Below are 16,581 nucleotides of genomic sequence, written 5' to 3'. Positions count from 1 at the left end.
ACGGTCGGTCAGCAGTCCCGGAGCTCGGGCGACTGGTTGAGCAGCTGGCCGCGGATCGAAGTGAACTTGGCAAGCCGGTCGTCCGACGAGGGATCCAGCGGGAACACGGCCACCCGGTGGCAGTTCTGGAACGCCAGGCGCACCCCGAAGTGCCGCTGCAGCGCGCCGCGTATCGCGTCACTCGCGAGAGCGCGCAGCAGCTGTCCACGCGCCTGCTCGTCGGGCGGCGGCGTCTGGTTGTCGGCGAACTCTCCGCCGTCCACCTTCAGCTGGGCCACCAGCGAGCTGATCATCTCCCATGCGAAGGGCAGGGAGGTCCGGACGCAGTCGACGAAAGCGGCTTCGTCGACCTCGCCTCGCTCGGCCTGTTCGAGTAGGGCCGGTGAGACGTCGAGCGACATGGGTTCTCCTCTCGCGACCCCGGCCGTTGGGTTGCCGGAGTCTTACGGGCAGGGAAGGAGGTCGCGACGCAGAGTGCACGCTCCGCCACCTCCCGCTCACCACGGTAGGCGCCCCATGGGTGGCGCACCAGGAGAATGCGCATACAACGCGCCATCCTCGAACGGGGCTTTCGGGGGCGAATCGCGTGGAGGGCTTCTCGTCGAGTAGCGTTGCCGACCATGCGTCTCGTCATTGCCCGCTGCTCCGTCGACTACGCGGGCCGGCTCACCGCCCATCTGCCCTCGGCACCCCGTCTGATCCTCGTGAAGGCCGACGGCAGTGTCTCGATCCACGCGGACGACCGGGCGTACAAACCGCTCAACTGGATGTCGCCCCCCTGCACCCTCAAGGAGGGGAGCGGGGACGAGGCCGGCGTCTGGACGGTCGTCAACAAGGCGGGCGAGAAGCTCATCATCACCATGGAGGAAGTCCTCCACGACTCCTCCCATGAACTGGGCATCGACCCGGGTCTCATCAAGGACGGTGTGGAGGCACACCTCCAGGAGCTCTTGGCGGACCGCATCGAAACGCTGGGCGACGGCTACACGCTGATCCGGCGCGAGTACATGACGGCGATCGGTCCGGTGGACATCCTGTGCCGGGACGCCTCCGGCGCGACGGTGGCCGTGGAGATCAAGCGGCGCGGCGAGATCGACGGCGTCGAGCAGCTGACCCGCTACCTGGAACTTCTGAACCGGGACCCGCACCTGGCGCCGGTGCGCGGCATTTTCGCGGCCCAGGAGATCAAGCCGCAGGCCCGCGTTCTGGCCACGGACCGCGGCATGGACTGCGTGGTGCTGGACTACAACGCCCTCCGCGGCATCGAGGACGACAAGCTGCGCCTGTTCTGAGCGCGCGGCGGTGCGCCGGGCCGGACCCGGCGCGCCGCTGTTACGACGTCGCCGTCGGGCTGGCCGGTGTGGCCGTCGCGGTGGGCGTCGGATCCGGCTGCGTGGGCGTGGGCGTCGGAGCCGGCGGTGTCGGCGACGGGTCCGGGGTCGGCGGCTTCGGCCCGTCCGGAGACGGCTTCTGCGACGGCGGCGGCGTGACCGGCTTGCGCGACGGCGGCCGCGGCGGCTGGTTCGGGTCCGGGGTGAGGGTCGACTCCGGGGAGCCGGGGTCGGAGGCGTCGGGGGCCGGGGTTCCCGGGTCCGGTGCAGGATCGTTCCCGCTCGTTCCCGGCACGCCCGGCACCGATGCCCCGGGCGTCGGCGTCGAGGACGCTGCCGGGCCGTCCCCGCCCGCCGGGGTCCCGGGGTCGTCCGAGCCCGACATCGCCAGGGCCATGACCGTGCCCAGCGCCACCACCGTCAGCGCCCCCGCCGCCGCCAGCAGCACCGGCCTGCGCAGCGGCTGCCTGCGCGGCGCCCGCATCGGCCCGGCCGCGGGCACCACCGGCGGCGCCGGCTTCGGGTTGAGGGGGAAGGCCTCCTCGAAGACCTCCGTGAGGGTCGTCGGAGCCTCGGAGCTCCCGATCACCGGCACCACGGATGCCACCGGCGCCACGGGCGCGGTCACGGCCTCGGCCACCGGCAGCACCGTCGTCACGGCCTCCGCGGCCGGCGCGGTTCCCGCCGTCGGCACGGACGCCGGCGCCAGTGCCGGCGGTTCCAGCCGCAGCGGCGGAGAGACCTCCACGCCCGCCTTCTCACGGTCGGCGACCAGTGCGAGCGCCCGCCGACCCGCCACCGTGCCCCGCTTGTCGGCGAGCGCGCCCTTCAGGCCTATGGAGGCCTCCAGTTCGGCCCGCGCCCGGTCCAGCCGCCCCTCGCACAGCGCGAGTACGCCGAGCTCGTGGTGGAAGTACGCCTGCTCCGCGACCTCTCCGGCCTTGCGCGCCGCCTCGGCCCCCGAGCGCAGCACCCGCTCCCACGCCTCCCAGTGCCGCGAGGCCGCGAGCGCCGGGGCCGCGGTCCGGGCCAGCAGTACGGCGGCCACCACGTCCGCGCCGGCCAGCGCCGCCAGCACCGCGTCGGCCTCCGCCGCGACCCGGTCCGGGGTCACCGAGGCGTGCCCGGTCCACCAGGCGTAGTGGCGGGCGGCCGTACGGGCCTCCTCCGCCGCGGTGTCCCCGTACGCGGCCTCCTCCAGCTGCCGTGCGACCCCGGCGGCCAGCCGGTAGCGGGTGCCGACCGGGGTGAGCAGTCCGCAGCCCAGCAGTTCCGCGACCGCCGCGTCGGCGTGGGTGTCCCCCACGAGCGCCGGCAGGTGGGCGTGGTGCGGGAGCTCCCCGCCCAGCGCGCACGCGATCCGCAGCGCCGCCCGCGCCGACTCGCTGACCCGGGAGGCCAGCAGCTCGGCGGGGGCCGCGCCCTCGGCCAGCGTCGGCAGCGGTACGACCGCGGCGTCGCGCGGCCGCTCCTCGAAGACCCCGGGCTCCTCGTCCTCGTCGCCGGCCGAGGAAAGGTTTCGCTCGTCGCGCTGGCGCAGCAGCGCCGCCGCCTGGACGAAGCGCAGCGGCAGTCCCTCGGACGCGAACCGCAGGTCGCCCGCCCAGGCGGTCTCCTCCTCGGTCAGCGCCCGGCCTATGCCCGCTTCGAGCAGTTCCACGCAGTCGGCCCCGCCGAGCCCGCCGAGGAACATCTCCTCCAGGTGCGAGCCGTCGGAGGGGGCGCGGGTGTCGGGGGTGGCGGCCAGCAGGTAGGCGCACTCGGGGGTGGCGCTCAGCAGCTCGTCGAGGGCGGCGCCACCCATCTCCAGGTCGTCGAGGAGCACGATGGCGCCGATGTCCCGTACGCGGGAGAGGAGTTGGGTCCGCTCGGGCCGCTCGTGCGAGGCCTCGTACACGGCGGCGTACAGGGCGTGCAGCAGCTCGCCGGCCTGCTGGTGCCCGTACCCGCTGAGCCGTACGACGCCGTCGGGCGCCAGGCGCGTGCAGTCGGCGGCGACCGCGTCGAGCAGGGAGCTGCGGCCGGAGCCGGCGGGTCCGGTCAGCCGTACGGAGCGGCCGCGGCCCAGCAGTCGTACGAGGCGCTCACGCTCCTCCTCGCGGGCGAGGAGCGGCGGGGCCGGGGCGGCGGGGCCGGGCAGGACGGGCGGCCGCGCGGCGGCGTCCCGGGCGGCGCGGCCGGCGGCGTCGCGCTTGGCGGGGGCGCTGCCGCCGGTGCCGGGGCGGCGCGGTTCGATCTCGCTGCCGTCGACGGGGTTCACGGTGAGCGTGAAGTCCCCGGCGGTGAGGGTGACGACGCGTGCGACGGCGGACCCGGCGGCGGCCGGTGCGGGTGCCGCGGCGGCCGTCGCAGGAGGCGCGGGCGCCGTCGTTGGAGGCGCGGGCGCCGCCACGGGCTGCTCCACCGGTTCGGGCTGCCCCTGCGTGCGGTCCATGACCTAGTCCCCCGATCGCGCCCTGCGCCGTAGCCGTCGTGTCGTACCGTCCGGCCTTCGCACATTCCGCTGTCGCTACGGGTCCGGTTTCCGCCCGAACCCTAGACGGTGCCCGGTCCTGCACGGAACCGCAGGGGTGCCATCACCACCGGACCGTTACGTTTCCGCAGGAAGGGTGGCCGGTGACCGCGTCAGACCCTCGGGAGGGATTCCGCTTCCAGCCCGCCCTCGATCGCGAGGATGCGGTGCAGCCGGGTGGCGACGAGGAGGCGCTGCATCTGCGGCGGCACCCCGCGCAGGACGAGGCGGCGGCCGGTCCGGCCGGCCCGCCGGTGGGCTCCCATGATCACGCCGAGCCCGGTCGCGTCCCAGGAGTCGAGCCCGGCGAGGTCGAGCACGAGGTCGCCGTGGCCGTCGTCGAGGGCGGTGTGGAGGGCCGTACGGGCGTCCGCCGCGCTGCGCACGTCGAGGCGGCCCCCGACAGCGAGTTCGGCGTGGTCGCCCCTGATGTGCATATGTGCTCCCGGCAGTCCTGGGTACGGGTACGTAGGGATCCGACTGGTCCGCGGTCGGCAACTCTCACTGCATCTGACTGCCGTTCGGGCAGAGAGGTTGCCGACTGTGAGCGAACCGATACCTAATTCACCCGTGCGGGTGCGGATATTCGAACTGGCGCTCAGTGTCTCTTCAGTGCTTGTAGAAGCCCTGGCCGCTCTTGCGGCCGATGTCGCCGGCGTCGACCATGCGGCGCATGAGCTCCGGCGGCGCGAACTTCTCGTCCTGGGACTCGGTGTAGATGTTGCTGGTGGCGTGCAGCAGGATGTCGACGCCGGTGAGGTCGGCGGTGGCGAGCGGCCCCATGGCGTGGCCGAACCCCAGCTTGCAGGCGATGTCGATGTCCTCGGCGGACGCCACGCCCGATTCGTACAGCTTCGCCGCTTCGACGACCAGCGCGGAGATCAGACGGGTCGTCACGAACCCGGCGACGTCGCGGTTGACGACGATGCAGGTCTTGCCGACGGACTCGGCGAACGCGCGGGTGGCGGCGAGGGTCTCGTCGCTCGTCTTGTAGCCGCGGACGAGCTCGCAGAGCTGCATCATCGGGACGGGCGAGAAGAAGTGCGCGCCGACGACGCGCTCCGGACGCTCCGTCACGGCCGCGATCTTGGTGATCGGGATGGCGGAGGTGTTGGACGCGAGGATCGCGTCGTCGCGTACGAGCTTGTCGAGTGCACGGAAGATCTCGTGCTTGACCTCGAGCTTCTCGAAGACGGCCTCGACGACGATGTCGGCGTCGGCGACCGCGTCGAGGTCGGTGGTGGTCTTGATGCGGGCGAGCGCGGCCTCGGCGTCCTCGGCCGTCATCCTGCCCTTGGAGACGAACTTGTCGTACGAGGCCTTGATGCCGTCGGTGCCGCGGGTCAGCGCGGCGTCGGTGACATCACGCAGTACGACGTCCCACCCCGCCTGAGCGGAGACCTGAGCGATTCCGGAACCCATCAGTCCGGCACCGATGACGGCGAGCTTCCCAGCCACTGCACACCCCACGTTCTTCCATACGGCCCAGTCTCGTAAGCCTCTCCGGCGGAGACTAGCGCCAGCGAGGGTTCGTGTGACCGCGAAGTAACACGCGTCACGTCTCAACTGACGGACATCACACCGATCCGGCCCAGCCGCCCGCCGAACGCAGGCAGTTCACTCGCCACCCCCTGAGCGGTACCGCTCCTCGATGGCCTCCAGCCGTCCCACCTCCCGCTCGGCGGCGTCCACGTGGCCCAGATCCAGGGCCATCCGGCCGCGGGCGGCGAGGTAGCGGATGTCCTCGCGGGCCCGCGCGTCGACGGCGGGGTTCTCGCACAACCGCCGCGGGAGGACACGCAGGGTGAGGGTGTGCCGGTCGAGGCGGTCACGCTGCCCACACGAGAGCCGCGGCCGGAGCACGTCCTTGAGGTAATCGCGCACCTGCGCGTCCTCCTCGGCGGGCCGCAGCGGACCGGGGCGGTGCGGATCGCCCTCGAACGCGTGGAGCGCGACGGCGAGCCAGATCGCGGCGTCACCGCTCGCCGCGTGCGGGTCGTCGGCGTCCACCGCCTCGCGGACGGCACGGGCCTTGCTCTCCACCTCCGCACGCTCAGCCGACCCCCGGGGATGGCGGGAGGCCAGGAACCCCGATACGACATCGACCCACTTGGCCGTTTCGGCCTGTCGCCAGAGGGCGAACATATCCGTCAAAATACGATCTCTCCGCTTCCGGGCCCGTGCGGGCCTCGACCGCGGACGTTAGCCGGGCGGCGGGTGGTCCCGCCTGCCATTTCTGCGGGCGGCTCACTACGCTGGCCGCATGGTGAACCTCACGCGCATCTACACCCGCACCGGCGACAAGGGCACGACCGCTCTCGGCGACATGAGCCGGACGGCCAAGACCGATCTGCGGATCTCCGCCTACGCCGACGCCAACGAGGCCAACGCGGCCATCGGTACGGCGATCGCCCTCGGCGGACTGCCGACGGATGTCGTGAAGGTCCTGGTACGGGTGCAGAACGACCTGTTCGACGTCGGCGCCGACCTCTGCACCCCGGTCGTCGAGAACCCCGAGTACCCGCCGCTGCGCGTCGAGCAGTTCTACGTCGACAAGCTCGAAGCCGACTGCGACACCTTCAACGAGCAGCTGGAGAAGCTGCGCAGCTTCATCCTCCCCGGCGGCACCCCCGGCGCGGCCCTGCTGCACCAGGCCTGCACCGTGGTCCGCCGCGCCGAGCGCTCCACCTGGGCCGCGCTGGAGGTGCACGGCGAGGCGATGAACCCGCTGACCGCGACCTACCTCAACCGCCTCTCCGACCTCCTCTTCATCCTGGCCCGTACGGCCAACAAGGAGATCGGCGACGTCCTCTGGGTGCCCGGCGGCGAGCGCTAGGGAGTGTCCGCCCCTGAGAACCACCGCTCGGCCGCGGCCCGCTCCTCCCGCTGCTCCGCAGCCGGGGGCTTGCGCGGCCAGAACGTGTACGTGGCGGCGATCACGGCCTGGATGCCGAGCACCCGCAGGGCGGCGTACTGCCGGCCCTGCAGGGCGCCGGCGCCGGCCGCGTCGCCCGCGTACCGGATCGCGCCCTGCAGCAGCCCGAGCGCGACGGCCGCGACGGCCGGCGTGCGCGTCCACAGCTTCCGCTCGTGGACCGCCCTGGCCCTGCCGCACTTCGGGCCGGGCGGCTTCGGACCCCCGGCGAAGCGGTACGCCGCGTGCCGGTCGAGCCACTTCACCGTGCAGTGGCCGTAGCCGACGGTGTAGCCGATGTAGAGCGCGGCCAGGCCGTGCGTCCAGCTCGGTTCGCCCCCCGTTCTCGAGGTCCACCGCGGTGGCCACCAGCAGGACCAGCTCCAGCAGCGGCTCGCACAGCAGGACCGCCGCCCCCGGCCTCGGCATCTTCGCGAGGCAGCGCAGCGCCGGTCCGCCGGCCGGCAGCACCCAGAAGCCGACCTCGCAGGCGATGATCAGTGCGACGAGCACCGGATTCCCCCTTCCGCCGGCGCTTCGACAACCACGGAATCCAGCCTCCCGCCCGATCTCCCGCCCGATCCGGACCGCTTCGTCGCCGCCGGTGACGAACCGTGACTGCATCCTTCGGTGTACTCCCGCACCGCCCGGCCTCCGCCCGGGCGGCGACGCCCGGCCCTGCCCCACCCTGTTGGATGGGACCGTGACCCCGACCACCGCCCCTGCGCCGCCCGCCAGGACCTTCCGCCCCCACCGCGACGACGTGCTCCTCGCGGTGTTCAGCGTGCTCGCGGGCCTGCTGCTCTGGTCGCTCGGCATCTACAGCACGAACAACCGGCACTTCCTCCCCCCGTGGGCCGCCCTCGTCCCCCTCCTCGTGCTCGGCCCGATGGAGCTGCTGCGCCGCACCGCGCCCCGCGTCACCCTGGCCGTCGGCACGATCGGCGTGATCGCCGACCAGTTCACCGTGGGCAACCTCGGCACGGTCCTGATCTTCACGGACCTGATGTACGCGGCGGTCGTCTACGGGAAACCCACCATGGCCCGGCGGCTCCCGATCACCACCGGCCTGGTCACCATCGCCGTCACCATCACCTCGGTGGCCTGGCTGCGCACCCCGCAGGCCCTGATGATCGGCGTGATCACCGGCATCGTCAGCTTCGGCCCGGCCCTGACCGGCGCCACCCTGCGCAACCACCGCGAGGCCGCCGAGGCCGCCCGGCTGCGCGCCGAGCAGACGGCGCTGCTGGCCGAAATGGACCGCAGCCAGGCCGTCGTCGCCGAGCGCGCCCGGATGGCCCGCGAGCTGCACGACATGGTGGCCAACCACCTGTCCGCCATCGCCATCCACTCCACGGCCGCACTGTCCATCGACTCCCCCGCGACGAGCCGGGAGGCCCTCGGGGTGATCCGGGAGAACAGCGTGCAGGGGCTCGCCGAGATGCGCCGGCTGATCGGACTCCTGCGGGACGCGGGCGCCGGGCAGGAGGCGGTCGCCACGCCCTCCCTCGACGGGCTCGACGCCCTGCTGGCACAGGCCCGTGTCAACGGCGCCGCGAGCGGGCTGGACTTCGCGCTCCTGGACGACCGGCCGCCCGGGGAGCCGCTGCCGGCCCCCGTGGAGCTGGCGGCGTACCGGATCGTCCAGGAGTCGCTGACGAACACCCTCAAGCACGCCGCCCCGGGCCCGGTCCGGGTCCGCGTGACACGTGCGGACGGACTGCTGACCGTACGGGTGGAGTCCCCGTACGGGGACCGGCCGGGCCCCCGCGCGCCCGGCTCGGGGGCCGGGCTGATCGGCATGCGGGAGCGGACGGAACTGCTGGGCGGGGGGTTCTCGGCGGGCCGTACGGGATCGGTTTGGCTGGTGCGGGCGGATCTGCCCGCGGAGGAGAAGGCGGTGGCCGGATGAGCATCCGGGTGGTGGTGGCCGAGGACCAGAGCGCGGTACGGGCGGGACTGGTGCTGATCCTGCGCAGCGCGGGCGACGTCGAGGTCGTGGGCGAGGCGGCGGACGGTGAGGAGGCGGTGCGCCTGGCGCGGGAGCTGAGGCCGGACCTCGTCCTCATGGACGTGCAGATGCCGAGGCTGGACGGGGTGTCGGCGACCCGCCAGGTGGTCGCGGAGGGGCTGGCGGACGTACTCGTCCTGACCACCTTCGACCTGGACGAGTACGTGTTCGGCGCCCTGCGCGCGGGGGCGGCGGGCTTCCTGCTGAAGAACGCGGAAGCGGCGGAGCTGATCGAGGCCGTACGGACGGTCGCGCGCGGGGAGGGCCTGATCGCCCCGGCGGTGACCCGGCGGCTGATCGCCGAATTCGCGGCTCCGCAGCCCGTGAAGGTCCCGGTGGCCCCGGAGACGGCCGCGGCGGTGGCCTCGCTGACGCGGCGGGAGCGGGAGGTGCTCGGCTGTCTGGGCGAGGGGCTTTCGAACGCGGAGATCGCGCTGCGGCTGGAGATGGCGGAGGCGACGGTGAAGACGCACGTCAGCAGGCTGCTGGGGAAGCTGGAGCTGCGGAGCCGGGTCCAAGCGGCCGTCCTCGCGCAGGAGTTGGGCCTCTAGAGGCACACCGGAGTGAAGGTCTGGACCTCTTGACGGTTGGTCCAGACCTTTCTACGCTCGCGGCAACTGTGGTGAGCGTGCCATGACAAGCGTGCTCACGGGCGGCGCAGGTCCCATCCCCAGTCCCGGTCGGCCCCACGGCCGGGACGGACCTACGGAGGAGCACCCTTGAGCACAGCAAGCTCGGCACCCCCACCCCGCATGCGACTGCTGCGAAGGCTCGCCGCGAGCGTGGCCGCCTTCACCCTGCCCATCGCCGGACTCGTGGCCCTGGCCGGCCCCGCCGAGGCCGCCGCCTCCGCGACGGCCACGTACACGAAGGTCTCCGACTGGGGCACCGGCTTCGAGGGCAAGTGGACGGTGAAGAACACCGGCACCACCACCCTCACCAGCTGGACCGTGGAGTGGGACTACCCCTCCGGCACGACGGTCACCTCCGCCTGGGACGCCACTGTCACCAGCTCCGGAACCCACTGGACCGGCAAGAACGTCGGCTGGAACGGCACCCTCGCCCCCGGTGCCACGATCAGCTTCGGCTTCAACGGCGCCGGCTCCGGCGCCCCGAGCGGCTGCAAGGTCAACGGCGGCTCCTGCGACGGCGGCTCGACCCCCACCGACAGCCCGCCGTCGGCCCCCGGCACCCCCACCGCGAGCGGGGTCACCGACACCTCGCTGACCATCGGCTGGGCCGCCGCCACCGATGACAAGGACGTCAAGAACTACGACGTCCACCGCGGCGGCACCAAGATCGCGACCGTCACCGGTACGAGCTACACCGACTCGGGCCTGACCAAGGGCACGGCGTACACCTACAGCGTCATCGCCCGCGACACCGCCGACCAGACGGGCCCGGCCTCCGGCTCCGTCTCGGTCACCACGACCGGCGGCGGCACCACGCCCCCGGACCCGGGCGGCAAGGTCAAGCTCGGCTACTTCACCGAGTGGGGCGTCTACGGGCGCAACTACCACGTGAAGAACCTGGACACCTCCGGCTCCGCCGCGAAGATCACCCACATCAACTACGCGTTCGGCAACGTCCAGGGCGGCAAGTGCACCATCGGTGACGCCTACGCCGACTACGACAAGGCCTACACCGCCGATCAGAGCGTCGACGGCGTCGCCGACAACTGGGACCAGCCGCTGCGCGGCAACTTCAACCAGCTGCGCAAGCTCAAGGCGAAGTACCCGAACGTCAAGGTGCTGTGGTCCTTCGGCGGCTGGACCTGGTCCGGCGGCTTCGGCCAGGCCGCTGCCAACCCGGCCGCGTTCGCCGACTCCTGCTACAGCCTGGTCGAGGACCCGCGCTGGGCGGACGTCTTCGACGGCATCGACATCGACTGGGAGTACCCGAACGCCTGCGGCCTGTCCTGCGACACCAGCGGCGCCGCCTCCCTGAAGAACGTCCTGTCCGCTCTGCGCACCAAGTTCGGCAGCAGCAACCTGGTGACCGCCGCGATCTCCGCCGACGGCTCCAACGGCGGCAAGCTCGACCTCGCGGACTACGCGGGCGCCTCCCCGTACGTCGACTTCTACAACGTCATGACGTACGACTTCTTCGGCGCGTGGGACGCCAAGGGCCCGACCGCCCCGCACTCCCCGCTCACCTCGTACGCCGGCATCCCGATCGCCGGCTTCAACTCCGAGGCGGCGATCACCAAGCTCAAGGGCAAGGGCATCGCGGGCTCGAAGCTCAACCTCGGCATCGGCTTCTACGGCCGCGGCTGGACCGGCGTCACGCAGGCCGCCCCCGGCGGCACCGCCACCGGGCCCGCCCCCGGCACGTACGAGCAGGGCATCGAGGACTACAAGGTGCTGAAGAACAGCTGCCCGGCCACCGGCACCGTCGCCGGCACCGCCTACGCCAAGTGCGGCAGCAACTGGTGGAGCTACGACACCCCCGCCACCATCGCCGGGAAGATGAGCTGGACCAAGCAGCAGGGTCTCAGGGGCGCCTTCTACTGGGAGTTCAGCGGGGACACCGCGAACGGCGAACTCGCCAACGCGGTCCACACCGGGCTCCAGTAGGCACCACCGCCCCCGGTGAACGACGAAGCCGGGAGACGGGGTCCGCCCCCCGTCTCCCGGCTTCGTCACGACATGAGGCCCTCAGGCAACATTCTCAGGCAACATTCACCCGTTGGCCGGGAGGCGCCGCCTCCAGCCAGGCCAGGAAGCCGGTCAGCGCGTCCTCGCTCATCGCGAGCTCCAGGCGGGTCCCCTGGTGGAGACAGCCGAGCACGACGGCGTCGGACAGCAGTGCCAGCTCCTCCTCGCCCTCGGGGGCGCGGCGGGCGACCACCTCGATGGAGGAGCGCTCCAGCAGGCGGCGCGGCCGCGGGGAGTACGAGAAGACGCGGAACCACTCGATGCGGTCACCGCTGTAGCGGGCGACCCCGTACACCCAGCCCTTGCCGGAGATGTCGGGTTCCTCGGACACGCCCCAGCGCAGACTGCAGTCGAACGTGCCGCCGGACCGCTGGATCAGTCTGCGGCGCAGCCCGAACACAAACAGCCCGATCACCACCAGGGCTACGACCAGGCCGCTCACAAGCAGAGCGAGGAGCATCTTCACCGACCTCCTCGCTCATCGAATACCTCAAACGAAAAACGACCTGCATCGCCTCAGCCGCGACCCGGTCTGGAAAATTCCAGACCGGACCGCGGCTGAGGTCTCAAACCTGTTCGGTACGGGGCTCAGTGCCCCGTGACCGCGCGCAGCCGGACATCGGCGCGACGCTCGGCGGCCCCATCGGCCTCCGACTTCGCGCGCTCCAGTGCCCGCTCCGCCCGCTGGACGTCAATCTCGTCAGCGAGCTCGGCGATCTCGGCCAGCAGGGACAGTTTGTTGTCCGCGAACGAGATGAAACCGCCGTGCACCGCGGCGACGACAGTATTGCCCTCGCTGGTACGGATGGTCACCGGGCCCGATTCCAGCACACCGAGAAGCGGCTGGTGACCGGGCATGACGCCGATGTCGCCCGACGTGGTGCGGGCGACGACCAGGGTGGCCTCGCCGGACCAGACATTACGGTCCGCCGCGACCAGCTCGACGTGCAGCTCAGCAGCCAAGGTGGCTCCTCGGGTCACCACCCGGCGGGTAAGCCGGGTGTTGGGTCAAATTCTAATGGGCGTGGGGAGAGGGACGGGACACACCCGCCCCTCTCCGTCTGCAGACACTGTCAGCTTCGCTGGCGGCCTGCGAACCGGAAGCGCCCCGCGAGGAGCGCGCCGGATCAGGAGACGCCCAGCTCCTTGGCGTTGGCCTTCAGGTCCTCGATGCCACCGCACAGGAAGAACGCCTGCTCGGGGAAGTGGTCGTAGTCACCATCGCAGATCGCGTTGAACGCGGTGATCGACTCGTCGAGGGGAACGTCCGAACCGTCCACGCCGGTGAACTGCTTGGCGACGTGGGTGTTCTGCGACAGGAAGCGCTCGACGCGACGGGCACGGTGGACGACGAGCTTGTCCTCCTCGCCCAGCTCGTCGATACCGAGGATCGCGATGATGTCCTGGAGGTCCTTGTACTTCTGCAGGATCCCCTTGACGCGCATCGCCGTGGCGTAGTGGTCCGCCGCGATGTACCGCGGGTCGAGGATGCGGGACGTCGAGTCCAGCGGGTCCACGGCCGGGTAGATGCCCTTCTCGGAGATCGGACGGGAGAGAACCGTCGTCGCGTCGAGGTGGGCGAAGGTGGTGGCCGGCGCCGGGTCGGTCAGGTCGTCCGCGGGGACGTAGATCGCCTGCATCGAGGTGATCGAGTGACCGCGGGTCGAGGTGATGCGCTCCTGCAGCAGACCCATCTCGTCAGCCAGGTTCGGCTGGTAACCCACGGCGGACGGCATGCGGCCCAGAAGGGTCGACACCTCCGAACCGGCCTGGGTGTAACGGAAGATGTTGTCGATGAAGAAGAGCACGTCCTGCTTCTGCACATCGCGGAAGTACTCCGCCATGGTCAGACCGGCCAGGGCGACGCGCAGACGGGTGCCCGGGGGCTCGTCCATCTGGCCGAAGACGAGCGCCGTCTTGTCGATGACGCCGGAGTCGGCCATTTCCTCGATGAGGTCGTTGCCCTCACGGGTACGCTCACCGACGCCCGCGAAGACCGACACACCGTCGTGGTTGTTGGCGACGCGGTAGATCATTTCCTGGATCAGAACGGTCTTGCCGACACCGGCACCACCGAACAGACCGATCTTTCCACCCTTGACGTACGGGGTGAGAAGGTCGATGACCTTGACGCCGGTCTCGAACATCTCGGTCTTCGACTCGAGCTCGTCGAAGCGGGGCGCCTTGCGGTGGATGGGCCAGCGCTCGGTGACCTCGGCGTTCGCCTCGGGGTAGTTGAGCACCTCGCCCAGGGTGTTGAAGACCTTGCCCTTGGTGAAGTCACCGACGGGGACGGTGATGCCCTCGCCCGTGTCGGTCACCGCGGCCTGGCGGACCAGACCGTCGGTGGGCTGCATGGAGATCGTGCGGACCACGCCGTCACCCAGGTGCTGGGCGACCTCGAGGGTCAGCGTCTTGAGCGCACCGTCCTCGGCCGGGTCGGCGACCTGGACCTTCAGTGCGTTGTAGATGTCGGGCATCGCGTCGACGGGGAACTCCACGTCGACGACCGGGCCGATGACCCGGGCGACGCGGCCCGTGGCGGCGGCCGTCTCAACAGAGGTCGTCATTACTTGTCACTCCCCGCGGTCGCGTCGGCCATGGCGCTGGCGCCACCGACGATCTCGCTGATTTCCTGGGTGATTTCGGCCTGGCGGGCCGCGTTGGCAAGCCGGGAGAGGCTCTTGATGAGGTCTCCGGCGTTATCGGTCGCCGCCTTCATCGCGCGGCGGCGGGCGGCGTGCTCGGAAGCGGCCGACTGCAGCAGTGCGTTGTAGATACGGCTCTCGACGTAGCGCGGCAGAAGGGCGTCGAGGACGTCCTCCGCCGACGGCTCGAAGTCGAACAGCGGAAGGACCTCGCCCTTCGTACCGCTCTCCTCCGCAGCCTCGTCGAGGCTGAGCGGCAGCATCCGGCCGTCGACCGGGTTCTGCGTCATCATCGACACGAATTCCGTGTAGACGATGTGCAGCTCGTCGACGCCACCCTCGGCCGTCTCCGTCTGGATGGCCTCGATCAGCGGCCCGGCGACGCGCTTGGCGTCGGCATAGGCCGGGCTGTCGGTGAAGCCGGTCCACGAATCCGCGACCTTGCGCTCGCGGAAGCCGAAGTAGGCCAGACCCTTACGGCCGACGATGTAGGTGTCGACCTCCTTGCCCTCGCCGCGCAGCCGCTCGGTGAGCCGCTCCGCCTGCTTGATGGCGTTGGAGGAGTAGCCGCCGGCCAGACCGCGGTCGCTCGTGATGAGCACGATCGCGGCACGGCTCGGCTGCTCGACCTCGGTCGTCAGGGCGTGCTTGGTGTTCGAACCGGTCGCCACCGCGGTCACCGCACGGGTGAGCTCGGTCGCGTACGGCATCGACGCCGCCACCTTGCGCTGCGCCTTGACGATGCGCGAGGCGGCGATCATTTCCATCGCCTTGGTGATCTTCTTGGTCGCCGTGATGGCACGGATGCGACGCTTGTAGACCCGGAGCTGCGCTCCCATGAGTCAGGTCCCTTCCGTCGTCACTTGGAGACGTTGACGGCCGGTGCGTCCTCGCCCAGGAGCTTGCCGTCCGAGGTCTCGAACTGGCGCTTGAAGCCGGCGATGGCGTCCGCGATGGAGGACAGGGTGTCGTCCGACATCTTGCCGCCGTCCGCGATGGAGGTCAGGAGGTCCTTGCGCTCACGGCGCAGGTGCTCCAGCAGCTCCGACTCGAAGCGACGGATGTCGTTGACCGGGACGTCGTCCATCTTGCCGGTGGTGCCGGCCCAGACGGAGACGACCTGCTCCTCGACGGGCATCGGCTGGTACTGGCCCTGCTTCAGCAGCTCGACCAGGCGCTTGCCGCGCTCCAGCGAAGCCTTCGAAGCGGCGTCCAGGTCGGAACCGAAGGCGGCGAACGCCTCCAGCTCACGGTACTGGGCGAGGTCCAGGCGCAGACGGCCGGAAACCTGCTTCATGGCCTTGTGCTGGGCCGAGCCACCGACGCGGGAGACCGAGATACCGACGTTCAGCGCCGGGCGCTGGCCCGCGTTGAACAGGTCGGACTCCAGGAAGCACTGGCCGTCGGTGATGGAGATGACGTTGGTCGGGATGAACGCCGACACGTCGTTCGCCTTGGTCTCGACGATCGGCAGACCGGTCATCGAACCGGCGCCCATGTCGTCGGAGAGCTTCGCGCAGCGCTCCAGCAGACGGGAGTGCAGGTAGAAGACGTCACCCGGGTAGGCCTCACGGCCCGGCGGGCGGCGCAGCAGCAGCGACACGGCGCGGTAGGCGTCGGCCTGCTTCGACAGGTCGTCGAAGATGATCAGGACGTGCTTGCCGGCGTACATCCAGTGCTGGCCGATGGCGGAACCGGTGTACGGCGCCAGGTACTTGAAGCCGGCCGGGTCGGACGCCGGGGCGGCGACGATCGTCGTGTACTCGAGCGCACCGGCGTCTTCCAGGGCGCCGCGAACGGACGCGATGGTCGAGCCCTTCTGGCCGATGGCGACGTAGATGCAGCGGACCTGCTTGTTCACGTCGCCGGAGCGCCAGTTGTCGCGCTGGTTGATGATCGTGTCGACGGCCAGAGCGGTCTTGCCGGTCTGACGGTCGCCGATGATCAGCTGACGCTGGCCACGGCCGACGGGCACCATGGCGTCGATGGCCTTGTAGCCGGTCTGCATCGGCTCGTGCACCGACTTGCGGACCATGACGCCCGGAGCCTGAAGCTCCAGGGCGCGACGGCCTTCGGTCGCGATCTCGCCGAGACCGTCGATCGGGTTGCCGAGCGGGTCGACGACACGGCCGAGGTAGCCCTCGCCGACGCCGACGGAGAGCACCTCACCGGTGCGCTGCACCGGCTGGCCCTCCTCGATACCGCTGAACTCGCCGAGGACGACCGCACCGATCTCGCGCTCCTCGAGGTTGAGGGCGAGACCGAGGGTGCCGTCCTCGAACTTCAGCAGCTCGTTCGCCATGGCGGAGGGCAGGCCCTCCACCTTCGCGATGCCGTCGCCGGCAACGCTGACCGTTCCGACCTCCTCGCGCGAGGCCGCGTCCGGCTGGTACGACTGGACAAAGTTCTCCAGTGCGTCCCGGATCTCCTCCGGCCGGATCGTGAGCTCCGCCATCTGGGTTCCCTGCTCTCCTTGTTGGGCCTGAAGCTTCTTAGGGGTCTGGGGGC

Annotated in this window: 15 protein-coding genes and 1 pseudogene; 5 read left to right on the top strand and 11 right to left on the bottom strand. The window is 71.0% G+C overall.

What is annotated here, in order from left to right:
• Positions 1-8 precede the first annotated feature (8 nt).
• Positions 9-401, bottom strand: coding sequence for an SCO5389 family protein (locus ACFXGI_RS18870; protein ID WP_030153794.1), 393 nt, complete (start codon positions 399-401; stop codon positions 9-11).
• A 219-nt stretch (positions 402-620) separates the two neighbouring features.
• Between ACFXGI_RS18870 and nucS the strand changes: the two genes are divergently transcribed.
• The gene (gene nucS / locus ACFXGI_RS18865; RefSeq protein ID WP_384707561.1) at positions 621-1,292 is read left to right on the top strand and encodes an endonuclease NucS; all 672 of its coding nucleotides are present in this window, start codon (positions 621-623) and stop codon (positions 1,290-1,292) included.
• A 40-nt stretch (positions 1,293-1,332) separates the two neighbouring features.
• Here nucS and ACFXGI_RS18860 read toward each other — a convergent pair whose 3' ends face one another.
• The 4 genes from ACFXGI_RS18860 to ACFXGI_RS18845 form a co-directional block, all read right to left on the bottom strand.
• Positions 1,333-3,765 carry an ATP-binding protein gene (locus ACFXGI_RS18860; protein ID WP_384707558.1) on the bottom strand — a complete coding sequence of 811 codons (2,433 nt, stop codon included), beginning with the start codon at positions 3,763-3,765 and terminating at the stop codon, positions 1,333-1,335.
• A 191-nt stretch (positions 3,766-3,956) separates the two neighbouring features.
• Entirely contained in the window at positions 3,957-4,280 is a 324-nt protein-coding gene (locus tag ACFXGI_RS18855; RefSeq protein WP_030857175.1) for an STAS domain-containing protein, read from the bottom strand.
• Between the two features lie 172 nt (positions 4,281-4,452).
• Complete coding sequence (locus ACFXGI_RS18850; RefSeq protein WP_030153790.1) at positions 4,453-5,301, bottom strand: 3-hydroxyacyl-CoA dehydrogenase family protein; 849 nt, start codon at positions 5,299-5,301, stop codon at positions 4,453-4,455.
• Between the two features lie 159 nt (positions 5,302-5,460).
• Positions 5,461-5,886, bottom strand: coding sequence for a hypothetical protein (locus ACFXGI_RS18845; RefSeq protein ID WP_384707554.1), 426 nt, complete (start codon positions 5,884-5,886; stop codon positions 5,461-5,463).
• Positions 5,887-6,106: 220 nt separating this feature from the next.
• On the opposite strand from ACFXGI_RS18845, the gene ACFXGI_RS18840 reads away from it, so the two are divergent.
• Positions 6,107-6,679 carry a cob(I)yrinic acid a,c-diamide adenosyltransferase gene (locus tag ACFXGI_RS18840; protein WP_384707551.1) on the top strand — a complete coding sequence of 191 codons (573 nt, stop codon included), beginning with the start codon at positions 6,107-6,109 and terminating at the stop codon, positions 6,677-6,679.
• Here ACFXGI_RS18840 and ACFXGI_RS18835 read toward each other — a convergent pair.
• Positions 6,676-7,270: pseudogene (locus ACFXGI_RS18835) on the bottom strand (hypothetical protein). The gene ACFXGI_RS18840 and the pseudogene ACFXGI_RS18835 overlap by 4 nt on opposite strands.
• 178 nt (positions 7,271-7,448) lie before the next feature.
• Between ACFXGI_RS18835 and ACFXGI_RS18830 the strand changes: the two are divergent.
• From ACFXGI_RS18830 to ACFXGI_RS18820, 3 genes are all read left to right on the top strand, one after another.
• Positions 7,449-8,669: a sensor histidine kinase gene (locus ACFXGI_RS18830; RefSeq protein ID WP_384707548.1), complete on the top strand. Its 1,221-nt coding sequence runs from the start codon at positions 7,449-7,451 to the stop codon at positions 8,667-8,669.
• The gene (locus tag ACFXGI_RS18825; RefSeq protein WP_384707546.1) at positions 8,666-9,319 is read left to right on the top strand and encodes a response regulator; all 654 of its coding nucleotides are present in this window, start codon (positions 8,666-8,668) and stop codon (positions 9,317-9,319) included. The genes ACFXGI_RS18830 and ACFXGI_RS18825 overlap by 4 nt, the downstream gene beginning before the upstream one ends.
• A 201-nt stretch (positions 9,320-9,520) precedes the next feature.
• Entirely contained in the window at positions 9,521-11,344 is a 1,824-nt protein-coding gene (locus ACFXGI_RS18820) for a glycosyl hydrolase family 18 protein (protein WP_384707761.1), read from the top strand.
• Between the two features lie 94 nt (positions 11,345-11,438).
• Here the strand turns inward: ACFXGI_RS18820 and ACFXGI_RS18815 are convergent, their stop codons facing one another.
• The 5 genes from ACFXGI_RS18815 to atpA all read right to left on the bottom strand — a co-directional run bounded on the left by ACFXGI_RS18815 (position 11,439) and on the right by atpA (position 16,528).
• Positions 11,439-11,885 (bottom strand): DUF2550 domain-containing protein, encoded by a 447-nt coding sequence (locus ACFXGI_RS18815; RefSeq protein ID WP_384707543.1) that lies wholly within the window; start codon positions 11,883-11,885, stop codon positions 11,439-11,441.
• Positions 11,886-12,013: 128 nt separating this feature from the next.
• Complete coding sequence (locus ACFXGI_RS18810) at positions 12,014-12,388, bottom strand: F0F1 ATP synthase subunit epsilon (RefSeq protein ID WP_030857159.1); 375 nt, start codon at positions 12,386-12,388, stop codon at positions 12,014-12,016.
• Between the two features lie 164 nt (positions 12,389-12,552).
• Complete coding sequence (gene atpD, locus ACFXGI_RS18805; protein ID WP_384707539.1) at positions 12,553-13,995, bottom strand: F0F1 ATP synthase subunit beta; 1,443 nt, start codon at positions 13,993-13,995, stop codon at positions 12,553-12,555.
• Positions 13,995-14,912, bottom strand: coding sequence for a F0F1 ATP synthase subunit gamma (locus ACFXGI_RS18800; RefSeq protein ID WP_384707536.1), 918 nt, complete (start codon positions 14,910-14,912; stop codon positions 13,995-13,997). The genes atpD and ACFXGI_RS18800 overlap by 1 nt, the downstream gene beginning before the upstream one ends.
• Positions 14,913-14,932: 20 nt before the next feature.
• Positions 14,933-16,528, bottom strand: coding sequence for a F0F1 ATP synthase subunit alpha (gene atpA / locus ACFXGI_RS18795; protein ID WP_030857153.1), 1,596 nt, complete (start codon positions 16,526-16,528; stop codon positions 14,933-14,935).
• Positions 16,529-16,581: the final 53 nt, after the last annotated feature.

Source organism: Streptomyces sp. NPDC059355 (genome assembly GCF_042752335.1).
GTDB lineage: Bacteria > Actinomycetota > Actinomycetes > Streptomycetales > Streptomycetaceae > Streptomyces.
This window is presented reverse-complemented; position numbering and strand designations above follow the sequence as displayed.

Coding starts and splice junctions, on each gene's coding strand:
- ACFXGI_RS18800 (WP_384707536.1), bottom strand. CDS start 14,912: ATGGGAGCGCAGCTCCGGGTCTACAAGCGTCGCATCCGTGCCATCACG.
- nucS (WP_384707561.1), top strand. CDS start 621: ATGCGTCTCGTCATTGCCCGCTGCTCCGTCGACTACGCGGGCCGGCTC.
- ACFXGI_RS18840 (WP_384707551.1), top strand. CDS start 6,107: ATGGTGAACCTCACGCGCATCTACACCCGCACCGGCGACAAGGGCACG.
- ACFXGI_RS18860 (WP_384707558.1), bottom strand. CDS start 3,765: ATGGACCGCACGCAGGGGCAGCCCGAACCGGTGGAGCAGCCCGTGGCG.
- ACFXGI_RS18870 (WP_030153794.1), bottom strand. CDS start 401: ATGTCGCTCGACGTCTCACCGGCCCTACTCGAACAGGCCGAGCGAGGC.
- atpD (WP_384707539.1), bottom strand. CDS start 13,995: ATGACGACCTCTGTTGAGACGGCCGCCGCCACGGGCCGCGTCGCCCGG.
- ACFXGI_RS18815 (WP_384707543.1), bottom strand. CDS start 11,885: ATGCTCCTCGCTCTGCTTGTGAGCGGCCTGGTCGTAGCCCTGGTGGTG.
- ACFXGI_RS18855 (WP_030857175.1), bottom strand. CDS start 4,280: ATGCACATCAGGGGCGACCACGCCGAACTCGCTGTCGGGGGCCGCCTC.
- ACFXGI_RS18820 (WP_384707761.1), top strand. CDS start 9,521: ATGCGACTGCTGCGAAGGCTCGCCGCGAGCGTGGCCGCCTTCACCCTG.
- ACFXGI_RS18825 (WP_384707546.1), top strand. CDS start 8,666: ATGAGCATCCGGGTGGTGGTGGCCGAGGACCAGAGCGCGGTACGGGCG.
- atpA (WP_030857153.1), bottom strand. CDS start 16,528: ATGGCGGAGCTCACGATCCGGCCGGAGGAGATCCGGGACGCACTGGAG.